18 protein-coding genes are annotated in these 21,071 nt (G+C 64.4%); 7 read left to right on the top strand and 11 right to left on the bottom strand.

The annotated features are described in order from the left end of the window. Window positions 1–44: 44 nt before the first annotated feature. The 5 genes from XI04_RS25190 to XI04_RS25170 are packed head-to-tail and all read right to left on the bottom strand — an operon-like array spanning window position 45 to window position 4,434. Window positions 45–782: an AprI/Inh family metalloprotease inhibitor gene (locus XI04_RS25190; RefSeq protein ID WP_271609185.1), complete on the bottom strand. Its 738-nt coding sequence runs from the start codon at window positions 780–782 to the stop codon at window positions 45–47. Then, entirely contained in the window at window positions 782–1,771 is a 990-nt protein-coding gene (locus XI04_RS25185) for a 2-hydroxyacid dehydrogenase (protein ID WP_028143812.1), read from the bottom strand. The genes XI04_RS25190 and XI04_RS25185 overlap by 1 nt, the downstream gene beginning before the upstream one ends. Beyond that, complete coding sequence (locus XI04_RS25180) at window positions 1,771–2,589, bottom strand: ABC transporter permease (protein ID WP_095424464.1); 819 nt, start codon at window positions 2,587–2,589, stop codon at window positions 1,771–1,773. Before XI04_RS25180 ends, XI04_RS25185 begins: the two co-directional genes overlap by 1 nt. Then, window positions 2,586–3,401: an ABC transporter ATP-binding protein gene (locus tag XI04_RS25175; protein WP_028143814.1), complete on the bottom strand. Its 816-nt coding sequence runs from the start codon at window positions 3,399–3,401 to the stop codon at window positions 2,586–2,588. Before XI04_RS25175 ends, XI04_RS25180 begins: the two co-directional genes overlap by 4 nt. A 10-nt stretch (window positions 3,402–3,411) precedes the next feature. Further along, complete coding sequence (locus tag XI04_RS25170; protein ID WP_038973021.1) at window positions 3,412–4,434, bottom strand: ABC transporter substrate-binding protein; 1,023 nt, start codon at window positions 4,432–4,434, stop codon at window positions 3,412–3,414. A gap of 165 nt (window positions 4,435–4,599) precedes the next feature. On the opposite strand from XI04_RS25170, the gene XI04_RS25165 reads away from it, so the two are divergent. From XI04_RS25165 to XI04_RS25155, 3 genes are all read left to right on the top strand, one after another. Beyond that, a complete protein-coding gene (locus XI04_RS25165; protein WP_038973022.1) occupies window positions 4,600–5,406 on the top strand; it encodes a creatininase family protein in 807 nt (268 codons plus the stop codon). Window positions 5,407–5,546: 140 nt separating this feature from the next. Next, entirely contained in the window at window positions 5,547–5,810 is a 264-nt protein-coding gene (locus XI04_RS25160; protein WP_028143817.1) for a hypothetical protein, read from the top strand. Between the two features lie 393 nt (window positions 5,811–6,203). After that, window positions 6,204–8,174, top strand: coding sequence for a carbohydrate porin (locus XI04_RS25155; protein WP_028143818.1), 1,971 nt, complete (start codon window positions 6,204–6,206; stop codon window positions 8,172–8,174). Window positions 8,175–8,389: 215 nt separating this feature from the next. Here the strand turns inward: XI04_RS25155 and XI04_RS25150 are convergent, their stop codons facing one another. Then, the gene (locus tag XI04_RS25150) at window positions 8,390–10,465 is read right to left on the bottom strand and encodes a methyl-accepting chemotaxis protein (RefSeq protein ID WP_038973024.1); all 2,076 of its coding nucleotides are present in this window, start codon (window positions 10,463–10,465) and stop codon (window positions 8,390–8,392) included. Between the two features lie 242 nt (window positions 10,466–10,707). On the opposite strand from XI04_RS25150, the gene XI04_RS25145 reads away from it, so the two are divergent. After that, window positions 10,708–12,003 (top strand): hemolysin family protein, encoded by a 1,296-nt coding sequence (locus tag XI04_RS25145; protein WP_028143820.1) that lies wholly within the window; start codon window positions 10,708–10,710, stop codon window positions 12,001–12,003. 224 nt (window positions 12,004–12,227) lie between these two features. Here the strand turns inward: XI04_RS25145 and XI04_RS25140 are convergent, their stop codons facing one another. The 3 genes from XI04_RS25140 to XI04_RS25130 all read right to left on the bottom strand — a co-directional run bounded on the left by XI04_RS25140 (window position 12,228) and on the right by XI04_RS25130 (window position 15,465). Further along, the gene (locus XI04_RS25140) at window positions 12,228–12,467 is read right to left on the bottom strand and encodes a PilZ domain-containing protein (protein WP_018316424.1); all 240 of its coding nucleotides are present in this window, start codon (window positions 12,465–12,467) and stop codon (window positions 12,228–12,230) included. 103 nt (window positions 12,468–12,570) lie between these two features. Next, entirely contained in the window at window positions 12,571–14,283 is a 1,713-nt protein-coding gene (locus XI04_RS25135; RefSeq protein ID WP_271609183.1) for an FMN-binding glutamate synthase family protein, read from the bottom strand. 408 nt (window positions 14,284–14,691) lie between these two features. Further along, window positions 14,692–15,465: a ferredoxin--NADP reductase gene (locus XI04_RS25130; RefSeq protein WP_028143822.1), complete on the bottom strand. Its 774-nt coding sequence runs from the start codon at window positions 15,463–15,465 to the stop codon at window positions 14,692–14,694. Window positions 15,466–15,849: 384 nt separating this feature from the next. Here XI04_RS25130 and XI04_RS25125 point away from each other — a divergent pair, with 384 nt between their 5' ends. Beyond that, window positions 15,850–16,665 (top strand): ATP-grasp domain-containing protein, encoded by an 816-nt coding sequence (locus XI04_RS25125; RefSeq protein ID WP_095424468.1) that lies wholly within the window; start codon window positions 15,850–15,852, stop codon window positions 16,663–16,665. Window positions 16,666–16,851: 186 nt separating this feature from the next. On the opposite strand, the gene XI04_RS25120 is transcribed toward XI04_RS25125, so the two are convergent. Together XI04_RS25120 and XI04_RS25115 are read right to left on the bottom strand one after the other, a co-directional pair. After that, window positions 16,852–17,793, bottom strand: coding sequence for an amino acid ABC transporter substrate-binding protein (locus XI04_RS25120; protein WP_095424469.1), 942 nt, complete (start codon window positions 17,791–17,793; stop codon window positions 16,852–16,854). Window positions 17,794–17,802: 9 nt separating this feature from the next. Then, entirely contained in the window at window positions 17,803–19,101 is a 1,299-nt protein-coding gene (locus XI04_RS25115; protein WP_095424470.1) for a dicarboxylate/amino acid:cation symporter, read from the bottom strand. Window positions 19,102–19,313: 212 nt separating this feature from the next. Between XI04_RS25115 and XI04_RS25110 the strand changes: the two genes are divergently transcribed. Both XI04_RS25110 and XI04_RS25105 read left to right on the top strand, forming a co-directional pair. Beyond that, entirely contained in the window at window positions 19,314–20,315 is a 1,002-nt protein-coding gene (locus XI04_RS25110; RefSeq protein ID WP_038947411.1) for an NADP-dependent oxidoreductase, read from the top strand. Between the two features lie 141 nt (window positions 20,316–20,456). Further along, the coding region (locus XI04_RS25105) for a cysteine rich repeat-containing protein (protein WP_271623795.1) at window positions 20,457–21,071 on the top strand (615 nt) is incomplete at its 3' end.

The following is a 21,071-nucleotide window of genomic DNA, read 5'->3' as shown; positions in this document are numbered from 1 at the left end:
CGCCTCCGCGTGGCGCCATTCGGCGGCAGCGAATGTGGGCCCGCCTACTGACGCAGCATGATCAGGGGATCGGCGGTATCGGGGACGCGCCGCCACTGCGCATTGTCGTCGGCCTCGAACTGCCAGACGTTGCCCGACTTCGACATCAGGATGATCTGGCCGCGCTCGAGCCGCCATTGCGTCGGGTTGAACTGCGCGATGGCCGCGTCGCATTTCGGCTTGAGGAAGACCTGGAAATTGTCGGAGCCGGCTTCCGTATTGGTCAGCGTCAGCCCGCAGACCGGCTGGCCGTTGCCGCGCACCATCGCCCAGTCGCCGATCATCTGGTCCATCGACTTGGCCATCGAGCGCGCGGCGGCGAGATCCTGCAGGATGTAGACGCCCTCGCCCTGGCGCAGGCCTTCGAAGATGCCGGCCTCGACCTCGGTGAAGTCGATCACGGCTTCACCGGTCGCGTCCTGCAGGCGGACGATGTCGAGGCCCCTGACGCTCCAGGCGACGATGTCCTTGGTGAAGGGCAGCGCCGCCTTGCAGGCCGGCTCCAGCTCCAGCTTGAAGCCCTGCCCCGCGACGTCGCCTTTCATCGTGACGACGCAGGTCTTGCTGCGCTCGGTGGTCGAGAGCTCCCACTGCCCGAGCATCTCTTTCTTCAGGGTCGTCGTATCCTGCGCATGCGCCGGCCTCGTCTGAGCAACGCCGATCGCGGCCAAATGGGCCGCGACGGCGCCGATCGCGGCCAAATGGGCCGCGACGGCGGATGCAACGCCCCGAAGACTTCGCATCAGCGCCCCTTGAATGGCGTTTCGGCAACCGGCGTCAGCGGCGCCTTGCCCGAGAACCATGACTTGAGGTTGTCGACCACGAGCTGGTCCATCGCGTTGCGCGTCACCACCGAGGCCGAGCCGATATGCGGCAGCAGCACGACGTTCTGCATCGCCTTGAGCTCGTCCGGCACGGTCGGCTCGGCCGCGAACACGTCGAGGCCGGCGGCGAGGATGGTGCCCGACTTGAGGGCCTGCACAAGCGCCGGCTCGTCGACCACCGAGCCGCGCGCGACGTTGACCAGCACGCCGCGCGGGCCGAGCGCCTTGAACACCTCGGCATTGATCATCTTGTTGGTCGAGGCGCCGCCGGGCACGATCACCATCAGCGTATCCACCGCCTTCGCCATCTCGATCAGATCGGGATAGTGCTTGTAGGAGACGTCCTTGGACGGATTGCGCGAGTGGTAGACCACCGGCACCAGCGAGGCGTCGAGCCGGCGCGCGATGGCCTGGCCGATCCGGCCCATGCCGACGATGCCGACCTTGCGGTCGCGCAGCGAGCCGACGCTGAGCGGATAGTTCTGCGTCTGCCAGAGGCCGGAACGCACATACCGGTCGGCCTTGATGAACTCGCGCAAGGTGGAGATCAGCAGACCCATCGCGACGTCGGCGACCTCCTCGGTCAGCACGTCGGGCGTGTTGGTGACGATGATGTTGTGCTCGGCCGCGTATTTGGCGTCGATATGGTCGTAGCCGACGCCGAAGCTCGCCACCATCTCGATCTTGGGCAGTTGCGACAGCGACTCCTTGTCGGCACGGACGGTGTGATAGGTCACGGCGACGCCGCGGATTTTTTCGCGGATCGCCGGCGTCAGCCGCTCGAGGTCGCCGCGCGTCTCGGCCTTGTGCACGACGAAATGGTCGGAAAACCCGTTCTCGAGGATCGGCCGCACCGGCCCATAGATCAGAAGGTCGATCTTCTCGGACGAAATCGAACCGGCAGCCATCAGTTTTCCTTTCCAAGCGCGCTTTCATGCCAGCGCCGTAAAACGAGGTGGGAAACTACCGCCAGCACCCCATAGATGACAATCCCGGCCAGCGATAACAAAAGCAGCGCTGCGAACATGCGGGGTATGTTCAATCGATAGCCGGACTCGGCGATCCTGTAGGCGAGCCCCGAGCCGGCACCGGCTGTTCCCGCCGCGATCTCCGCCACGACCGCGCCGATCAGCGACAGGCCGCCGGCGATGCGCAAGCCGCCGAGAATGTAGGGCAACGCCGCGGGCAGCTTGAGAAAGCGCAGCGTCTGCGGCTTTGAGGCGCCATAGAGCTGGAACAGGCCGGCAAGGTTGCGATCGACCGAATTGAGCCCAAGGGTGGTGTTGGACAGCACCGGGAAAAAGGCGACGATGAAAGCACAAACCACCACCGCGGTCTGCTGCTCCAGGTAGATCAGGAGCAGCGGCGCGATCGCGATCACCGGGGTGACCTGGAGGACGATGGCATAGGGGAACAGCGAATATTCCACCCATTTCGACTGGTTAAACAACAGCGCCAGCGCGATGCCGCCGATGCTGGCCGCGGCAAAACCTTCGAGCGTGGTCAGAAGCGTGGTGGCGAGCGATTGTGACAGCACTGCCCAGTCCTTGATCAGCGTCAGGACGATGACGGAGGGCGCCGGCAGCACGTAAGGCGGGATGTCCTTGATGCGAACCAAGAGTTCCCAGGCGAGCATGCCGGCCGCGAACACGATGACGGGAAGCACGAAACGCATCGCGCGTTGTGCGCCTCGCGGTTTTGCAGTGACGGCCGCCTGCGCGCTCATAAGGTCGACTGCCCCGAATAAGACGGAGCCAGCGCAGCCGACACCTTCCGGCAATAATCGGAATAGGCGGCGGAGGTGCGAAACGCCTCGCCGCGCGGCTCGACCGTCTCGATGCGGATGTCGGCCTGGATGCGGCCGGGCCGCGCCGTCATGACCACTACGCGCTGCGACAGATAGACGGATTCGAACACCGAATGGGTGACGAAGATGACGGTCTTGCCGAGGCTGCGCCACAGCGCGAGCAGATCATTGTTGAGGCGGAAGCGCGTGATCTCGTCGAGCGCGGCGAACGGCTCGTCCATCAAAAGGATATCCGGATCGGTGACGAGCGCGCGCGCCAGCGACACCCGCATCTTCATGCCGCCGGAGAGCTCACGCGGAAAGGCATCGGCGAAATCGGCGAGCCCGACGCTGGCCAGCGCCGCGTCGGCACGCCCGCGCGCCTCCGCCTTCGGCACGCCCGCGAGCTTCAGCGGCAGCCGCACATTCTCGCGCACGCTGGTCCAGGGCATCAAGGTGGGCTCCTGAAACACGAAGCCGATACCGTGACCCGGCTGTACCACGCCCTCGTGATGGGCCACCCGCACGATGCCTGATGACGGCGCGCTGAGCTCCGCGATCAACCGCAGCACCGTCGACTTGCCGCAACCGGACGGGCCCAGCAGCGAGATGAACTCGCCCTTGCGGACAGTGAGGTCGAACGGGCCGAGCGCCATGACGCCATTGTCATAGGTCTTCGTCACGCCGCGCAGGCTGACGGCGAGATGCGTCAGGCCGGCGTCGGCCGCGGACGAGATTTTGCCTGATGACATCGAGCTTGCGCTACGGCTTGCTCGGGCGCAGCTCGACGCCGACGCCCTTGTTGACGAAGCGCAGCGTGTAGGATTTGCGGAAGTCGAGTTCGGGCTTCACGACGCCGGCCTTGACCATCTTGTTGAAGAAGGAGGTGTAGCGCTCGTCGCTCATCGCGCCGATGCCGTTCTTCAGGCTGTCGCCGGAATCGACGATGCCATGCTCCTTCATCTTGGCGACGGAATAGGCGAGCAGGTCGTCGGTCATTTCCGGATTGAGCTTCTTGATCATGGCGTTGCCGGCGGAATTGTCGCGGTAGATGTAATTGTACCAGCCGATCATGGAGGCATCGACGAAACGCTGCACCAGGTCGGGCTTCTTCTCGACCACGTCGCGGCGGGTCTCGATCAAGGTCGAATAGGTGTTGAAGCCGTAATCGGCGAGCAGCAGCACGTTGGGCTTGAAGCCGGCGGCCTTCTCCACCGCGAACGGCTCGGAGGTGACGTAGCCCTGCATCGCGCTCTTGGGATTGGCGATGAAGGGTTGCGGATTGAAATTATAGGGCCGGACGTTCTTCTCGCTGAAGCCGTATTCGGACTTCAGCCACTGGAAATAGCTGCCCATGCCCTCCTTGGAGACGAACAGCGTCAGCGGCTTGAGATCCTCGATCTTGCTGACCTTGGCATCCGGCTGCGTCAGCATCACCTGCGGATCCTTCTGGAAGATCGCGGCGATGGTCACGACGGGAACGTTGTTGGCGACCGCGTCGAACGACATCAGCGTGTTCGCGGCCATGAAGAAATCGATCTTGCCGGCGATCAGCAGCATCCGGTTGTTCTCGTTCGGGCCGCCGGGAACGATGGTGACGTCGAGGCCGTATTTCTTGTAGGTGCCGTCGGCGACCGCCTGGAAGAAGCCGCCGTGCTCGGCCTCGGCGACCCAGTTGGTGCCGAAGGTGACCTTGTCCAGCGTTTCGGCCCGCGCCGGGACGCTCCAGACCAGAGCGGCCATCAGGCCCGCAGTTAGCGCTCTGCGCAGATGAGAGGGGGTCATAATGGCACTCCGTCGATCGCTTCCAGCATAATCGCGTCTAGCTCGTGGCAGGCCAACGCGATAAAACCGCATGACGTCAGGGGACACGAGCCGGCCGGGCCCGCGTCCCCTGATAACCCAAATTACGTGACAAATTCGGGCAATGAAACCTCCAAAGAAAACTCAATGATGCCATCCCGCGACTGGACCGAGATCCGCTGGGTCGATGCGCCCCCCGCGGAGACGTCGCGATGGATCGCGGTGCTGCCGCTGGCGGCGACCGAGCAGCACGGCCCGCATTTGCCGCTCACCACCGACGTGCTGATCGCGGACGCGTATCTTGCGCGCGTGCGCGAGCTTCTGCCCGACAACGTTCCGGCCAGTTTTCTTCCCGTCGAACCGGTCGGGATTTCCACCGAGCATATCGACTATCCCGGCACGCAGACGCTGCCGACTGAAACCGCGTTGAAGCGATGGACCGGGATCGGCGAGGAGGTCGCGCGGCGCGGCGTGAAGAAGCTCGTCATCATCACCAGCCATGGTGGCAACAGCGCGGCCATGATGCTGGTGGCGCAGGATCTGCGTGCGCATCAAAAACTGTTCGTGGTGACCACGTCGTGGTCGCGGCTATCAGGCGCCGACACATTGTTCCCGGCCGACGAAGTGCGCCACGGCATTCATGGCGGCGCGGTCGAGACCTCGATCATGCTGGCGCGCTATCCCGATCAGGTGCGCAAGGATGCCATTGCGGATTTTCCTGCGAGCAGCATCTCGCTGGAGCAGCAGTACCGCTGGCTGTCGACGCAGCGGCCCGCGCCGTTCGCCTGGCAGGCGCAGGATCTCAACGCCAGCGGCGCCGTCGGCAATGCGACATTGGCCGTGGCGGCCAAGGGCGAGCAACTCATCGATCAAGGCGCCCGTGCTTTTTGCGAGTTGCTGAGCGAGGTCGATAACTTCGACGTGAACAGGCTCGCCAAGGGGCCTCTCGGCTAACCAGCATCCTATTGGAATCATTCACGAAAACTCCTCACTCCGGGAGCGGATTTGCCGCATTCGAACCGGACGCGGGGAGCCTCCGTCAAACTGGGCACGCGGGCCACAACGGACCGCCTCAACCCCGGATGGAGTTTCACATGTCGATCAAGACCAAGATTGCCGCTCTCGCTCTCGCGACCCTCGCCGTCACCGGCAGCATCGTGTCCACCACCTCTTCGGCCGAAGCCAAGCAGCCCGGTTGGGTCTGGGGTGTCGGTGCCGGCATCGCCACCGCCGCCGTCGTCGGCTCCGCGATCGCCGCCAACAACGACCCCTATTACTACGGCTATCACCGCTGCGGCTGGGTCGCCCAGTACAACGCTTTCGGCCAGTACGTTGGCCGCGTTCGTAGCTGCTACTGATTTGAGTACCTGAGGCCGATCTTACGTGGATCCTGCGTCCGACACGGGCGCCTCATCCACCCCGTGTCGTGCCCCCGACCCCGCCCGGCTGTCCCCCCGGGCGGGGTCATTCTGTTTGGGCCGGGAATTGTTGCCGTCCCGTCACACAGCGGTGCGAACCATTCCGTGCGCCAATCTTCACCAGTTGCTATTGCGAATTAATCGCAATAAAGTTCGAAACAGGCTCGGGAACTTGGGGCGAAATCGCGTCGAATCGAGATCATCTCGACGACGCGAGCAACCAAGACCTGATGACAGGGCCGCCGCGAATCGGCAGGGATATCGCGACGGGTGGGACACATTCGCGTTTTGGGGGCGTGCGTTTTGACGTTGAGAAGTCACCGTTACAGATACTTGCGAACGGCCGCGGCGATTGCCTCGGGCGTGCTGGCTTTTCCCGCCGCGGGGCGCGCGGCCGATCTGCCGCTGAAGGCGCCGGCGCCGAGAGCGGTCTATGACTGGACCGGCCTCTATATCGGTGCGCATGCCGGCTATGGCCGCGGCTCGTCGCAGTTTGCGCTGAACGACGGCACAGGGATCAACGACAGCGGCGTCTTCAGCGGCATGATCGGCGGCGTGCAGGCGGGCTACAACTACCGCCTCAACTCCGGCTGGCTGGTCGGCGTCGAAGGCGATTTCACGTTCCCCAACTACATCACCTCGAATTCGATCGTCTCCTTCCTGACGACACCCGCCAACACTGTCACGCAGCAATGGGACTACACCGCCAGCCTGCGCGGCCGCGTCGGCTACACCAGCGGTCCGTGGCTGGTTTACGCCACCGGCGGCTTTGCCTGGATGGGCGAGCGCTATTTCGACACGCCGGCCTCCGGCGCCGAAGTCCCGAAAATCCTGAACACGCGGCCCGGCTGGATCGCGGGTGCCGGCGTCGAATACGGCTTCGCGCCGCATTGGAGCGCACGGCTCGAATATCTCTACAGCCGCTTCGACGGCGCCAATGTCGCCTTCTCCACGGGGGCCCAATACAGCTCTTCGTCGCTCGACTTCCAGCAGGTCAGGCTCGGCCTCAACCGCAAGGTCGATTGGCCGGGCATGCCGAGCTACAATCCGAACAGCTCGCTCATCGACACCGAATCGGATCGCTGGGAGATTCACGGCCAGAGCACCTATCTGCCGCAAGGCTATCCGTCGTTCCCCGCGCTCTACAGCGGAACGAACTCTCTCTCGCCGACGAGGCAGGCCAAGGCGACCTGGAGCAACAGCCTGTTCCTGAACGCGCGGCTGTGGGACGGCGGCGAGGTCTATTACAATCCCGAGCTGCTCCAGGGATTTGGCCTGAACGACACGGTCGGCGCGGCCGGCTTCCCGAACGGCGAAGCGCAGAAGTCGAACTTCCCCTATCCGCATTACAACACCTCGCGCCTGTTCGTGCGCCAGACCTTCGGCTTCGGCGGCGAGCAGGAAGAACTCGCCAGCGGCCAATTGCAGCTGGGGCAAAAGGTCGACGTGTCCCGCCTCACCGTGCAGGCCGGCAAGTTCGCAGTGGTCGACGTGTTCGACGGCAATGCCTACGCCAAGGACACCCGCAGGGATTTCATGAACTGGTCGATCTGGGCCCCGGGCGCCTTCGACTATTCCGCCGACAAGGTCGGCCTTACCTACGGCGTCACCGCCGAGCTCAATCAGAAGCAATGGGCGCTGCGCGGCGGCTATTTCCTGATGGTCGCGGAGCCCAATTCAAATCATTTCGACACCAAGGTCGGGGAGCGCGGCCAGTACGTGATCGAGCTCGAGACGCGCTTCTCGCTGTTCGGCCAACCCGGCAAGCTCAGGACCATGGGCTGGCTCGACAGCGCCAACATGGGCAGCTTCCGCGAGACGTTGAACAATCCCGCGCTCAATCTCGACATTGCGCAGACCCGGCGCGGCCGCACCAAGGTCGGCTATGTCGTCAACCTCGAGCAGGCGATCACCGAAGATGTCGGACTGTTCGGCCGCTGGAGCTGGAACGACGGCAAGAGCGAAACGCTCGCCTTCACCGACATCAACCGCAGCCTGTCGGCTGGTCTTTCGATCAAGGGCACGAAATGGGGCCGGCCTGACGACGTGGTCGGCGTCGGCGGCGCGATCAACGCGATTTCGCAGGACTACCGGGACTTCCTCGCCGCAGGCGGCCTCGGCGTGCTGGTCGGCGACGGTGCGCTCAACTACCGCAAGGAGCGCATCCTCGAAACCTATTACGCCTATGCGCTGAACAAGAATCTCACCCTCACCGCCGACTACCAGCTCATCGTCAACCCCGCCTACAACGCCGATCGCGGACCGGTGTCGGTCATTTCCGGGCGGCTGCACGGGGAGTTCTGAGCGCAGTACGGCCCGGATGAATGCGCGCGCCTCGTCCTTCGAGACGCCCGCTTCACGGGCTCCTCAGGATGAGCCCAAGCGACACCGGACTCATCGAAGCGCTCCGCACACTCCATCCTGAGGAGCGCGCACTTGCGCGCGTCTCGAAGGATGGGCCGCGGGCACGTCGCTCTTCGAATGCGATTGCTTCTCCCTGCAGCAGAGGCGCAGAAGTTCTACGCAGCGCGGATCGCGTCCAGGAACTTGCCGACCTCGACCTTGAGACGGCTGCTCTCGCCGGACAGCGATCTGGCCGAGGCGAGCACGTTGGAGGAGGCAGATCCGGTCTGGCTCGCGCCGCGCTGCACGTCGACGATGCTGGCGGAGACCTGCTGGGTGCCGCGGGCCGCCTGCTGCACGTTGCGGGAAATCTCCCGCGTCGCTGCGCCCTGCTCCTCCACCGCCGCGGCGATTGCGGATGCAATCTCGGACATGCGGGAGATGGTGTCACTGATCGACCTGATGGCGCCGACGGAGTCCTCCGTCGCGGTCTGGATTCCCGTGATCTGCTGGCTGATCTCGCCGGTGGCCTTGGCGGTCTGCTCGGCCAGCGCCTTGACCTCGGAGGCGACCACCGCAAAGCCGCGGCCGGCCTCGCCGGCGCGCGCCGCCTCGATGGTGGCGTTGAGAGCCAGAAGATTGGTCTGGCCTGCGATCTGGCTGATGAGCTCGACGACGTCGCCGATCCGCCCCGCGGCCTTGGCGAGCTCGCCGACATAATCGTTGGTCCGGCCCGCCTGCTGCACCGCTTCGCCGGCGATGCGCGCGGAATCCTGCACCTGCCGGCTGATCTCGTCGACCGACGAGGCCATCTCCTCGGCCGCCGCGGCAACGGTCTGCACGTTGGTGGAGGCCTGTTCGGAAGCGGCCGCGACGGTCGCGGTGACCTTTTCCGATTGATCGGCCGTGCTCGTCAGCGTTCCCGCGGACACTTCCAGCTCCGAGGAAGCCGACGACACCGTGTTGATCACATCGCCGATCATGGCTTCGAAATCGCGCGCGATCTGGTCCATACGCTGGCTGCGCCGGAGCTTCGCGTCGGCCTCGACCGCGGCCGCCTCATCGGCGGCCTTCTTGGCGAGCAGTGAATCCTTGAAGTGCTGCAGCGAGCCCGCCACCTGGCCGATCTCGTCATTGCGGCCCGTCGCGGGAATCTCGACGCCGTGTTGTCCGGCAGCGAGCGTTGCGATCACGTCCGCGAGCCGGCTGAGCGGCGTCACCACGCGCCTGCGCAGCATCATGGTCACGCCACCGAGAGTCCCGAGCAGCGCCAGAACCACCACGCCTGCGAGCGCGAGCATCGCCAGTGCGCCATCGCGCGAGGCCGAGGCACGCTCGGAAGCTTCCGCCAATGCGGCATCGCGCACGCCGTAGAACATCTGGATGGCCGGCACGATGACCTTCGCCAGTTCGTCGGCGTTGCTGCTGTACTTGCCGTCACTCCGGGCTGCGGGAATCTCCTTGTCGACGGCGGCCGCAGCTTTTCCAAAATACGATTCCGTCGCCGCCTTCAGCGCGGTCGCGATGCGGGAGGGATTTCCGAGTTGGTCGATGCCTGCCTCGATGCGCTCGCGGTCGGCCTCCACGCGGCCTTGCATGCGATCCATCAGCGACAATTCGGTCGCCGTGAGCGGGCGGCTCGCGGACAGCGCCGGGGACAGCGTGGCCGCTCGGCTGCCGGCCGCGACACGCAGGTCCTGGGCCGTCCGCGCCAGGCTCAACAGCGCCGCGAGCGAGGAATCGGCGTTGATGACTTTCGCTTCGAGCCGGTTCATGACCGGCTCGATGTTGCCGATGACCTCGGCAACGCCGGGGAGAAAGCCCTTGATCACAGCACCATCGCGCGCTGCCAGCGGGACGCTCATCGCGCGATCTGCCGCCGCGGTGACCTCCTTCAGCCGCCGTGCGGCACGGTCGAGATTCTCGACAATCGCTCCGCCGTCATCCAGCACCAGGATCGCGCGCCTTGCAGCCTCGAAGCCGGCCTCGGCGGCTTTCGCGGCCTTCCCGGCCGCTTCGATCTGGGCTGGCGTCGCCGCCGCTTCCTGGAAGATCGGACCGATATAGGGGGCGCGAAGGCCGGCGACGTGCTGACTGACCATCAGGGTCGCACCAAAGGCATCGACAGTCTTGATCGCGTCGGAGCGGTTCGTGAAGATGCGCGTCTGGGGTATCAGCACCTCGGCGCCGAGGATGACTGCAAATACCGTCACCGTCAGCATAGACAGCGCGAAAAGCTTCCCGATCCGCATCCCTGGGTCCCCCGAATACACTTCTGCAATGTCGAAAACCTAGCCGGGCGGCCACTAAGAGCCCGTTAAGCATCGGCATTCTCGTAGTTCCACGGGAGCTCGCGCAAGCGAGTCCAAGTCAGCGGCGACACGGTTCCCTCGGGGCGCCAAATGCGGCAAAATTGCCGGCATTTCTTCGCCGAATACCTATATCAAGGCGTGTGCCGTCCTATTCGGCCACACTCCCTTACCTCGGAACGTCAATGCTCTCGGTCGAACTCGTCATCGTCGTCGTCCTGATCGTCATCAACGGCCTCTTGTCCATGTCGGAGCTGGCCGTGGTCTCGTCCCGCCCGGCCCGGTTGTCGATGCTCGCCGCCAAGGGCGTGCGCGGCGCCGAGCGGGCGCTGACGCTGGCAGCCAATCCCGGCAAGTTCCTCTCGACGGTGCAGATCGGCATCACGCTGGTCGGCGTGCTCTCCGGCGCGTTCTCCGGCGCGACGCTCGGACAGCGGCTGACGCAATGGCTGCTCGAGCTCGGTCTATCCGCGGGAATTGCCGACATCGTCGGCGTCGGCATCGTCGTGACGCTGATCACCTACGCCACCCTGATCGTCGGTGAGCTGGTGCCGAAACAGGTGGCGCTGCGCGACCCCGAAAGCATCGCGGTCAGAGTCGCGCCCGCCATGCACGTGCTTGCGAAGGTCTCGCTGCCGCTGGTCTTTCTGCTCGATCTCTCGGGCAGGCTGATCCTCACGCTGCTCGGTCGCGGCGGCAAGGCCGAGGAGAAGGTCTCGGAGGACGAGATCCACCACCTCGTCAGCGAGGCCGAGAGCGCGGGCGTGCTCGAGCCCGGTGAGAAGGAGATGATCGCCGGCGTGATGCGGCTCGGCGACCGGCCGGTCGGCGCAGTGATGACGCCGCGCACGGAGGTCGACGAGATCGACCTCAACGACGATCCGGCGGCCATCCGGGAGATCATCGCCAAGAGCCCGCATTCGCGCTTTCCCGTCTCCGACGGCGACCGCGACAAGCCGATCGGCGTGCTCCAGGCCAAGGACCTGCTGATCGCCTATATGAACGAACGCACGCCGGACCTGCGCGCGCTGGTGCGCGAAGCGCCCGGCATCCCGGCGTCGGCAGACGCGCGCGACGTGCTGACCATCCTGAAGGCTGCGCCGGTCCACGTCGGTTTCGTCTACGACGAATATGGCGGCTTCGAAGGCATGGTGACGGCCGCCGACATCCTCGAATCGATCGTCGGCGCCTTCCATTCGGAGGCCGGACCGCCGGAGCCCGCCTTTGTCAGGCGCGCCGACGATTCGCTGCTGATCTCAGGCTGGATGCCGGTGGACGAATTCGGCGAATTGCTCGGCGTCGAATTGCCGCCGCACCGCTACAACACGGTGGCGGGCCTGGTGCTGCAACAGTTCAACGTGCTGCCCGACACCGGCGATGCCTTCGACTTCGGCGGCTGGCACATCGAGGTGGTCGATCTCGACGGGCGGCGGATCGACAAGATCCTGGCGAGCCGGTTGAGTGAGGTCGAGACGGGGTAGTTGATAGAGCGAGCCTCAACCACAGCTGTCGTCCCGGACAAGCGCGCTTCAAGCGCGCGCCGATCCGGGACCCATACTCCCGGAAGGCCGTTTGGCGAAGATTCGGAGTTGCCAGCTCGCGCGGCGACTTCTCCCTGTGGTTATGGGTCCCGGGTTCGCGACTTTGTCGCGCCCCGGGACGACAGCGGTGTTTGCAGCGCGAACTCACCTCGCGCCAACTCACCTCATCCGAACCTCACGCCGATCCGCTTCTCCTTGCGCCAGATCACGGTGCACGACAGATGCGTTCCGTCCGCTTGGACGAACAGGGTGAAATGCTCGGGAATGCCGACCGGGCTGGTGACGTCGAGCGCGGCACCGGTGTCGGACAGGTTGCGGACGGTGCAGTCGATCGCGCCGCCGCCGAACTCGATCGTTCCGGCCTTCAGCACGCGATGTCTCGCCTTGTCGCGCCGTTCGTCCATGGGCACAATCTACACCCAAAGTTGAACAAAATCTTAAATGCCAGCTCCGCTCGCGACGAATATGCGCGGGCCGGGCCGGTGCCGCCACCGGCCGAGCGATGCCCTATGGCGCCGGCTGGAACGTTTCCGCCTGCGCCAACCGCCAGGCGTCGCGGAAGCGCGGGTCTTCGGTGCCTTCGAGCAGCTCGCCAGGACGCAGCGCCGGATAGAGCTGCGCAAAGGATCTCACATCGGTGGTCGAGGTGCGCTGGGTGAAGTGAATCGGGCGCAGCTGCTGCGGATGCTCGAGGCCTGCCGCGGCGATCAGCTCGGTCAGCGAATGCAGCGTCGCGTGGTGATAATTGTGCACGCGGTCGATCTTGAGCGGCACGTAGAGCGCACGCGCGCGCGTCGGATCCTGCGTCGCCACCCCGGTCGGGCAGCGGTCGGTGTGGCAGCTCAGCGACTGGATGCAGCCGAGCGAGAACATGAAGCCGCGCGCCGAATTGCAATAGTCGGCGCCGATCGCCATCGCCCGCGCCATGTCGAAGGCCGTGGCGATCTTGCCGGACGCGCCGATCTTGATGCGGTCGCGCGCATTGATGCCGATCAGCGCGTTGTGGACGAAATTGACGCCCTCGCGCATCGGCATGCCCAGATGGTCCATGAATTCCAGCGGCGCCGCACCGGTGCCGCCTTCGTTGCCGTCGACGACGATGAAATCCGGATAGATGCCGGTCTGAAGCATCGCCTTGCAGATCGCCAGGAATTCCCAGGGATGGCCGATGCACAGCTTGAAGCCGGCCGGCTTGCCGCCCGACAGGCGGCGCATCTCGGCGATGAACTGCATCATGCCGGCCGGGGTGGAGAAAGCGCGATGCGAGGCCGGCGAGATGCAGTCCTCGCCCATCGCGACGCCGCGGATCTTGGAGATCTCCTCCGAGACCTTTGCCGCCGGCAGCACGCCGCCGTGGCCGGGCTTGGCGCCCTGGCTGACCTTGAGCTCGACCATCTTGATCTGGTCGTCACCGGCGACGCGCGCGAACGCTTCGGGATCGAAGGTGCCGTCGAGATGACGGCAGCCGAAATAGCCGGAGCCGATCTCCCAGATGATGTCGCCGCCCATCTCGCGGTGATAGGGGCTGACGCCGCCCTCGCCGGTGTCGTGCGCGAAGCCGCCCTTCCTGGCGCCGGCATTGAGCGCGCGCACTGCGTTGGGGCTGAGCGCGCCAAAGCTCATCGCGGAAATGTTGAACACCGAGGCCGAATAGGGCTTCTTGCAGTCGGGGCCGCCGATGCTGATGCGGAATTTCTCCTCGGCATGCGCCTTCGGCGACACCGAGTGGTGCATCCACTCGTAGCCCTGGCGGTAGACGTCCTCCTGGGTGCCGAACGGACGCTTGTCGAGTTCCATCTTGGCGCGCTGATAGACCACCGCGCGGGTGTCGCGCGAGAACGGCATGCCGTCCTTCTCGCTCTCGAAGAAATACTGCCGCATCTCCGGGCGGATCTCTTCGAGCAGGAAGCGGATATGCGCCGAAATCGGATAGTTGCGCAGCACCGCGTGGCTCTTCTGCAGGAGATCGCGGACGCCGAGCAGCGTCAGCGCGCCGAAGATCAGGATCGGCACCAGCAGGATGTCGAAGATCTTGCGGTCGGCGATACCGATACCGATCAGGAGCGCGGTGACGACTGCGCAGATCGTCAGCACGATGAAGCGCGGCGAGAATGGCAGCAGCAGGGTCTCCATGATCCCCTCCTCCGCCAGCGGCAGGCGTTTGTGGGATGAGTGTTGGGAGGAGTCCTGCGTCTTGGTGTCGTCGGCCACGATTCCCATCCTCTCGCCAGCAATGAGGCGGTACGATACGCCCTTGCCTGTCATACGGATATGACGCGGCCCTTGTTTCAGGCTAGCGAATTCGGCCGAGATAGATCAACCAGCCCGATGGGCGGGTTTTGCAGTGCAGCAGAAGGGTGGTGGAGGGGCGGCGGACGCTGGGCCCTTAATGGCCGCGCGTGGGGTCACACTGGATTCCCCAAGCTCAGCTGTCGTCCCGGGCAAGCGTAAGCGCAGACCCGGGACCCATAACCACAAGATGTCGTGGTGAGAGAAGACTGTCACTCCGACCCTTCGCATAACCACGGCCTGTGGTTATGGGTCCCGGATCGGCGCTCCGCTTCGCTGCGCTTGTCCGGGACGACGAGTTGAGTGTGGCGCGCGATTACGCCGCTTCTTCAAAAGAGCTTAGCGCTCGACGAATGCCTTCTCGATCACGAAATGGCCAGGCTTGTTGCCGCTTCCTTCGATGAAGTCACGGCCTTCGAACATCACCTTCAGCTCTTCGAGCATCCCCGGGCTGCCGCACATCATGATGCGGTCGGTGGCGATGTCGAGGGGCGATTGCCCGATATCGTTGAAGATCTGCTCGGAGTTGATGAGGTCGGTGATGCGGCCGCGGTTCTTGAACGGCTCGCGGGTCACGGTCGGGTAGTAGATCAGCTTGTCCGCGAGCAGCTCGCCGAACAGCTCATCCTCGCGCAAGGAAGCGACCAGCTTCTCGCCATAGGCGAGCTCGGAGACCTGGCGGCAGCCATGCACCAGCACGATCGACTCGAACTGGTCATAGACCTCGGGGTCCTTGATCAGGCTCGCGAACGGCGCGAGGCCCGTTCCGGTCGAGAGCAGCATCAGCCGCTTGCCGGGAAGGAGGTTATCGGTGATCAGCGTGCCGGTCGCCTTGCGGCCGACCAGGATGGTGTCGCCCTCTTTGATCTTCTGCAGGCGCGAGGTCAGCGGGCCGTCCTGAACCTTGATCGAGAAGAACTCGAGCTCTTCCTCGTGATTGGCGCTCGCCATGCTGTAGGCGCGCAGCAGCGGACGGCCGTCGATCTCGAGGCCGATCATCGCGAACTGGCCGTTCTGGAAACGGAAGCCGGTATCGCGCGTGGCGCGGAAGCTGAACAGCGTGTCGGTCCAGTGCTGGACGGAAAGAACCTTCTCTCGGTAAAACGCGCTCATGATTTTCGATATTCCGAATAATTGCGGTTTTAGGGCAAAAGCGTTGCCCGGCCCTGAAACGGGGCGGACACCATTGCCATGGCGGAGGATTTCGCGTGTGTGATCTACGCCATTGAGACCAATAATCAACCTCGTTCCGGATGCAATTGATGCCGGTCAAACCGGCATTTGCGGCGGAATTGGCCATATTGTTAATGAATCTGCTGCCGGGCGCGCGCGGCGGGCAATTTCTTTTCCCTGCAGCGTTCGAATGCAGCACTTAATTTCCATCGCGCTCGCGAGAATTTCATTAAGAATAGCTCTGACTTTCACCCTGGTTCGGCGCCGTTTCCCGCATTTTTGCGGCTTTTGGCGCCAGGAACGTCTGAAGCGCGACGGAAACACATGGCGGCAAGCGACGAGCGAATCTTCGTCCAGGCCATCAGGCGCTATTGCGCGGAGCATGGCATTGCGGTCGATGTCCGCGCCGGTGGCTGGCTGATCGCGATGCGCCGGGGCGATGAGCGGCGCTTCGCCTTCGGCTACGACATCGGCCTCAACAGCGCCATCGCCCATCGCCTCGCCAACGACAAATCGGCGACATCAGAGGCGCTGGCGCTGGAGGGCGTGCCCTGCATTTCCCATCACCTCTTCCTCAACCCGAAGCTGGGCGTGCACGTCGCCGGTGCCGATTGGCGCCAGCGGATGCTCGCGCTGCTCGCTCAGAATCCGCAAGGCGTGGTGGTGAAGCCGAACGAGGGGACATCGGGGCGCTCGGTGTTCAAGGTGACGACGGAGGCGGAACTCGACCACGCGGCCAGCGAGGTGTTTTCGATGAGCGCCGGGCTCGTGATCTCACCCTATGTCGCGATCGAGGACGAGGTCCGCGTGGTGCTGCTCGATGAGGCGCCCCTCGTCGTCTACAGCAAGCAGCGCGGCACGGATTGGCGACATAATCTCGATGCCGGCGCAAAGCCGGTGTTGCTGGGGGACAGCGAGGTTCGAACGGCCTGCGTGGAGCTGGCAATGGATGCCGCGCGCGCGATCGGCATCGCTTTTGCGTCGATCGACGTGGTCCGCGTCGACGGCGAATGGAAAGTGCTCGAGATCAATTCCGGCGTGATGATGGAAACGCTCGGCAAGCTGCATCCGCAACTGGTGCAAGCGGCGTATGATGCGGCGCTGGATCGGGTGTTCGATCGAGTGCACAGCGAACGATGACCCATCACCGCCACCCCCAGCGCAACGGCAAGGCCGTTGCGCTGGGGGTGGCAGCTTCTTCAGCGGCCCTCGAAGGGCGACGGCCCGGCTGCCAGCTCGGCCGTTCATCCTTCGAGGCCTGCTCGGCGGTGCGCTTGCACCGCCGAGCGCGCGCCTCAGGATGACGGAGAGAGAGCGAACCGCCGTCTAATTATTCGCGCTCGCTGAATCGTCCATCGCCTTGAACGCCTCTTCCAGCTGCAGCGAGATCGGCACGTTCAGACGTTCGCCGGTGGGAAGCCTTGCGGTGAACCATTTGTTGTAGAGCGGGACGAGGTCGCGGTTGGAGCCGAGCTTGCGGAAGGCGCGCTCGACCACGGCCGATAGCTGCGGCTCGCCCTTCCTGAACATGATGCCGTAGGGGTCGTAGGACAGATAATCGCCGGTGACGCGGAACTTGTCCTGCGCCTTGTGGCGCGCGATCAGGCCGAAGAGCAGGATGTCGTCGGTTGCGAAGGCATCGGCCTTGCCATCGGCGAGCATCTGGTAGGATTGCTCGTGATCGGCGCCGACGGCGATGTTCAATCCCAACGAAAATTTCTTGTCCGCGGCCTGGATCGCCTGCTCGTTGGTGGTGCCCTTCGTCACCACGATAGTCTTGCCCTTCAGATCGGTGAGCGACTGGGCGCTGGATGTCTTCGGCACCATCAGCTTGGTCCCGGCGACGAACATCAGCGGCGAGAAGGCGACGCGCTTGCCGCGCTCGGCATTGGCCGTGGTCGAGCCGCATTCCAGGTCGATCTTGTTCTGCAGCACGGCGTCGATGCGGTCGTCCGAGGTGACCTTGACGTAGTCGATTCTGAGATTGGGATCGTCGACCTCGACGCCGATCTCCTCGACGATGGCCTCGCAGAGCTCGAGGCTGTAGCCGATTGGACGGCCCGACTGGTCGAGGAACGAGAACGGCGGCGAGCTCTCGCGATAGCCGAGCCGCACGGTGTGCGCCGTCTTGATGGCCGACAGCGTCGGGCTGAGCCCTTCGCCGCCGGTCTGCGCGGATGCCGAGGTCGCGAACAAGGAGGTTGCGAGCAACGATGCCGCGAGCAACAAGCCGATTGAGGTCAGTGACCTCGCCAGTGTCTGGCCCATGGTTCGCTCCTATCCATGGCCGGCCATCGCGGGCACTTCGCCCGGCACCATGTCCTCAGGCACGACCTCGCCGGGTCCGAGCTCGTGCTCGGGCCCGAGCTCGCCTTCCCATTTGGCCACGACCGAGGTCGCGAGCGTGTTGCCGATCACGTTGGTGGCGCTGCGACCCATGTCGAGGAAGGTGTCGATGCCCATGATCATCAACAGGCCCGCTTCGGGGATGTTGAACTGCGCCAGCGTCGAGGCGATCACCACGAGCGAGGCGCGCGGCACGCCGGCGACGCCTTTCGAGGTGATCATCAGCGTCGCCAGCATCGCAAGCTGGGTGCCGAGCGGCATGTCGATGTGATAGCTCTGCGCGATGAAGACGGCCGCGAAGGTGCAGTACATCATCGTGCCGTCGAGATTGAAGGAATAGCCGAGCGGCAGCACGAAGCTCGAGATCCGCGACGACGCGCCGAAGCGGTTGAGCGCCTCGAGCGTCTTCGGATAGGCCGCCTCCGAGCTCGCGGTCGAGAAAGCGATCATCAGCGGCTCACGGACCAGCTTCAACAGATGGCTGTAGCGCGGGCCGATCACGATGAAGCCGACGATGACCAGGATGGTCCACAGGATCGCCAGCGAGAGATAGAAGCCGCCCATGAACACGACGAGCTTCCAGAGCACCGCGAGGCCGTTCTTGGCGACGGTTGCGGTGATCGCCGCCCACACCGCGAGCGGCGCGAACAGCATCACGTAGCTCGTGACCTTGAGCATGATGTGGCCGACGTCGTCGATCATCGCGAGGATCGGCTTCGAACGTTCGGGCATGGAGCCCATCGCCACCGAGAAGAACACCGCGAAGATCACGATCTGCAGGATCTCGTTCTGCGCCATAGCGTCCGCGATCGAGGTCGGGATCAGATGGGTTAGGAATTTCTCGATCGAGAATGCCGACACCGGCAGGCCGGTCGATTGCCCCGCCTGGGGCAGCGTGCCCGGGAAGTTCGCACCGGGCTGCAGCAGGTTCACCATCACGAGGCCGAGCAGCAGCGAGACGAAGGAGGCGCTGATGAACCAGCCCATGGTCTTGGCGAAGATGCGGCCGAGCTTGGAGCCCGAGCCCATATGGGCGATGCCGCCGACCAGGGTCGCGAACACCAGCGGCGCGATGATCATCTTGATCAGGCGCAGGAACATCATGGCGATCAGGTTGATGGAGGACGCCCAGTCGGCGCGCGTGTCGGGCAGGAAGTTGTAGATTGCCGACCCCATGATGATGCCGAGCACCATCGCGGCCAGAATGTATTGCGTAAACCTGTTCGACATCGCTTACCCCCACGTACACCGGCGCTTCATGATGTCGCAGTTATCACAACGACGCAACACGCTTTGCGTGTGATCGCGTTTTCAGGATGTTCCCGTTGTGAAATGGAACGCCGCGATCTAGCCTTCATGCAGCGCACAACGCATGCGGCCTGCACGTTTTGTTTGCGGCGGTTGCATCAATAATCGTCAAGACAATCAAAGAGGGAAACGCCATGAGCGGCAACATCAATCACCAGATTCTGCTGGTCGAAAAACCCAGCGGCAAGCTCGGCCCCGAACATTTCAAGATGGTGGAGAGCACGGTGCCGGAGCCGAAGGACGGCGAAGTCCTGCTGCGCGTGCGATACATTTCGCTCGACGCCGCCAACCGCGCCTGGATGCACGGCGCGACCTATCGTTCCGCCGTCGAAGCGAACAGCGTGATGGCTGGCGGTGCCATTGCCGAGGTCGTCAGCTCGAAGGCCGATGGGCTTGCGGCGGGCGACATCGTGTTCGGTGACACCGGCTGGCAGGAATTTGCCGCGGTGCCGGCAAAGCATCTCACCAAGATGCCGAAGCTCGAGCCGATGACGCACCTGCTCAGCGTGTTCGGCATCGCCGGCCTCACCGCCTATTTCGGCCTGCTGGAGATCGGCAAGCCCAAAGAGGGCGAGACCGTCGTGGTCTCCGCGGCCGCGGGCTCGGTCGGCTCGATCGTCGGACAGATCGCCAAGATCAAAGGATGCCGCGTGATCGGCATCGCCGGCGGCGCGGACAAGTGCAGCTGGCTGACCTCCGAGCTCGGCTTCGATGCCGCCGTGGACTACAAGGACGGCGCGGTCTTCAAGGCGCTGCGCGCAGCTGCACCCAAGGGCATCGACGTCTATTTCGACAATGTCGGCGGCGACATTCTGGAAGCCTGCCTGCCGCAGATGAACAATTACGGCCGCATCGCCTGCTGCGGCGCGATCTCGCAATATGACGGTGCGCCCTCCGCGCACGGCCCGCGCGGCGTGCCCGGGCTGATCGTGGTGAAGCGGCTGGTCATGCAGGGCTTCATCGTGATGGATTACATGAAGGAGAGCCAGCGCGCGCTCGCCGAGCTCCAGGGCTGGGTCAAATCCGGCAAGCTGAAGGTGCAGGAGGACATCATCGATGGCCTCAAGAACACGCCGAAGGCGCTGATCGGATTGCTTGCGGGCGAGAACCGCGGCAAGCGCATGGTCAGGCTCTGACGGCGCAATTGCACCGGCATAATTGACTTGCGGGTGACGTCAAAGCGGCGAATGATGCTGCTTGCGAGGCGTCACTCGCGAAGATTGCGATTACATCACATTTTGAAAGTCGTCGTGACCGACGGGGCAGGAAATCACCAGATGTTCAACACGTTGAAACAGGCATCGACGCGCAAGGCGTTGCTGGCGGCCACGCTCTTCGCAACTGCAACAGGCGCGTTCGCGCAAGCACCGACCGAAGCTCAGAAGAGCGCCATCCGCTCCGCATGCCGTTCGGATTTCATGGCGCATTGCTCGAGCGTGACGCCCGGCGGCGTGGAAGCGTATCAATGCCTGGCGAAGAACATGTCCGGCCTGTCGGCGGGATGCCAGACCGCGGTTCGCGCTGTCGAACCGGCGAAAACCGAAGCTGCCCCCGCCGCGCCGAAGAGCGAGGCCGCGCCCAAGGCGGAAACGGCGCCAGGCGCACCGAAAGCAGATGCCGCCCCCGCGGCAAAGCCGGCTGCCGCACCCGCGCAGAAGGCCGCGGCCGCCAAGCAGCCGAGCAGCGCGCAGGTTGCGGCGGTCAAGAGCGCGTGCCGCGCCGACTATCCCAAGGTGTGCGCCAGCGTGCCGCCGGGCGGCGCGGCAGCGCTCGAATGCCTTGAAAAGAACAAGGCCAGAGTTTCACCGGGCTGCGAGAAGGCCGTGAGCGCCGCAGCCGGCGGTGGCGCGGCCGCAACGGCGGCGCCCGCGGGTGCGGCTCCCGCAGCAGCA

It is taken from the genome of Bradyrhizobium sp. CCBAU 11430 (genome assembly GCF_028128855.1).
GTDB classification, from domain to species: domain Bacteria; phylum Pseudomonadota; class Alphaproteobacteria; order Rhizobiales; family Xanthobacteraceae; genus Bradyrhizobium; species Bradyrhizobium ottawaense.
The sequence above is the reverse complement of the archived record's forward strand: the minus strand, read 5'-3'. Positions and strand labels throughout refer to the sequence as shown.

Coding starts and splice junctions, on each gene's coding strand:
- XI04_RS25175 (WP_028143814.1), bottom strand. CDS start 3,401: ATGTCATCAGGCAAAATCTCGTCCGCGGCCGACGCCGGCCTGACGCAT.
- XI04_RS25190 (WP_271609185.1), bottom strand. CDS start 782: ATGCGAAGTCTTCGGGGCGTTGCATCCGCCGTCGCGGCCCATTTGGCC.
- XI04_RS25110 (WP_038947411.1), top strand. CDS start 19,314: ATGAGCGGCAACATCAATCACCAGATTCTGCTGGTCGAAAAACCCAGC.
- XI04_RS25115 (WP_095424470.1), bottom strand. CDS start 19,101: ATGTCGAACAGGTTTACGCAATACATTCTGGCCGCGATGGTGCTCGGC.
- XI04_RS25140 (WP_018316424.1), bottom strand. CDS start 12,467: ATGGACGAACGGCGCGACAAGGCGAGACATCGCGTGCTGAAGGCCGGA.
- XI04_RS25130 (WP_028143822.1), bottom strand. CDS start 15,465: ATGAGCGCGTTTTACCGAGAGAAGGTTCTTTCCGTCCAGCACTGGACC.
- XI04_RS25170 (WP_038973021.1), bottom strand. CDS start 4,434: ATGACCCCCTCTCATCTGCGCAGAGCGCTAACTGCGGGCCTGATGGCC.
- XI04_RS25135 (WP_271609183.1), bottom strand. CDS start 14,283: ATGGGAATCGTGGCCGACGACACCAAGACGCAGGACTCCTCCCAACAC.
- XI04_RS25150 (WP_038973024.1), bottom strand. CDS start 10,465: ATGCGGATCGGGAAGCTTTTCGCGCTGTCTATGCTGACGGTGACGGTA.
- XI04_RS25160 (WP_028143817.1), top strand. CDS start 5,547: ATGTCGATCAAGACCAAGATTGCCGCTCTCGCTCTCGCGACCCTCGCC.
- XI04_RS25145 (WP_028143820.1), top strand. CDS start 10,708: ATGCTCTCGGTCGAACTCGTCATCGTCGTCGTCCTGATCGTCATCAAC.
- XI04_RS25185 (WP_028143812.1), bottom strand. CDS start 1,771: ATGGCTGCCGGTTCGATTTCGTCCGAGAAGATCGACCTTCTGATCTAT.
- XI04_RS25125 (WP_095424468.1), top strand. CDS start 15,850: ATGGCGGCAAGCGACGAGCGAATCTTCGTCCAGGCCATCAGGCGCTAT.
- XI04_RS25165 (WP_038973022.1), top strand. CDS start 4,600: ATGATGCCATCCCGCGACTGGACCGAGATCCGCTGGGTCGATGCGCCC.
- XI04_RS25120 (WP_095424469.1), bottom strand. CDS start 17,793: ATGGGCCAGACACTGGCGAGGTCACTGACCTCAATCGGCTTGTTGCTC.
- XI04_RS25180 (WP_095424464.1), bottom strand. CDS start 2,589: ATGAGCGCGCAGGCGGCCGTCACTGCAAAACCGCGAGGCGCACAACGC.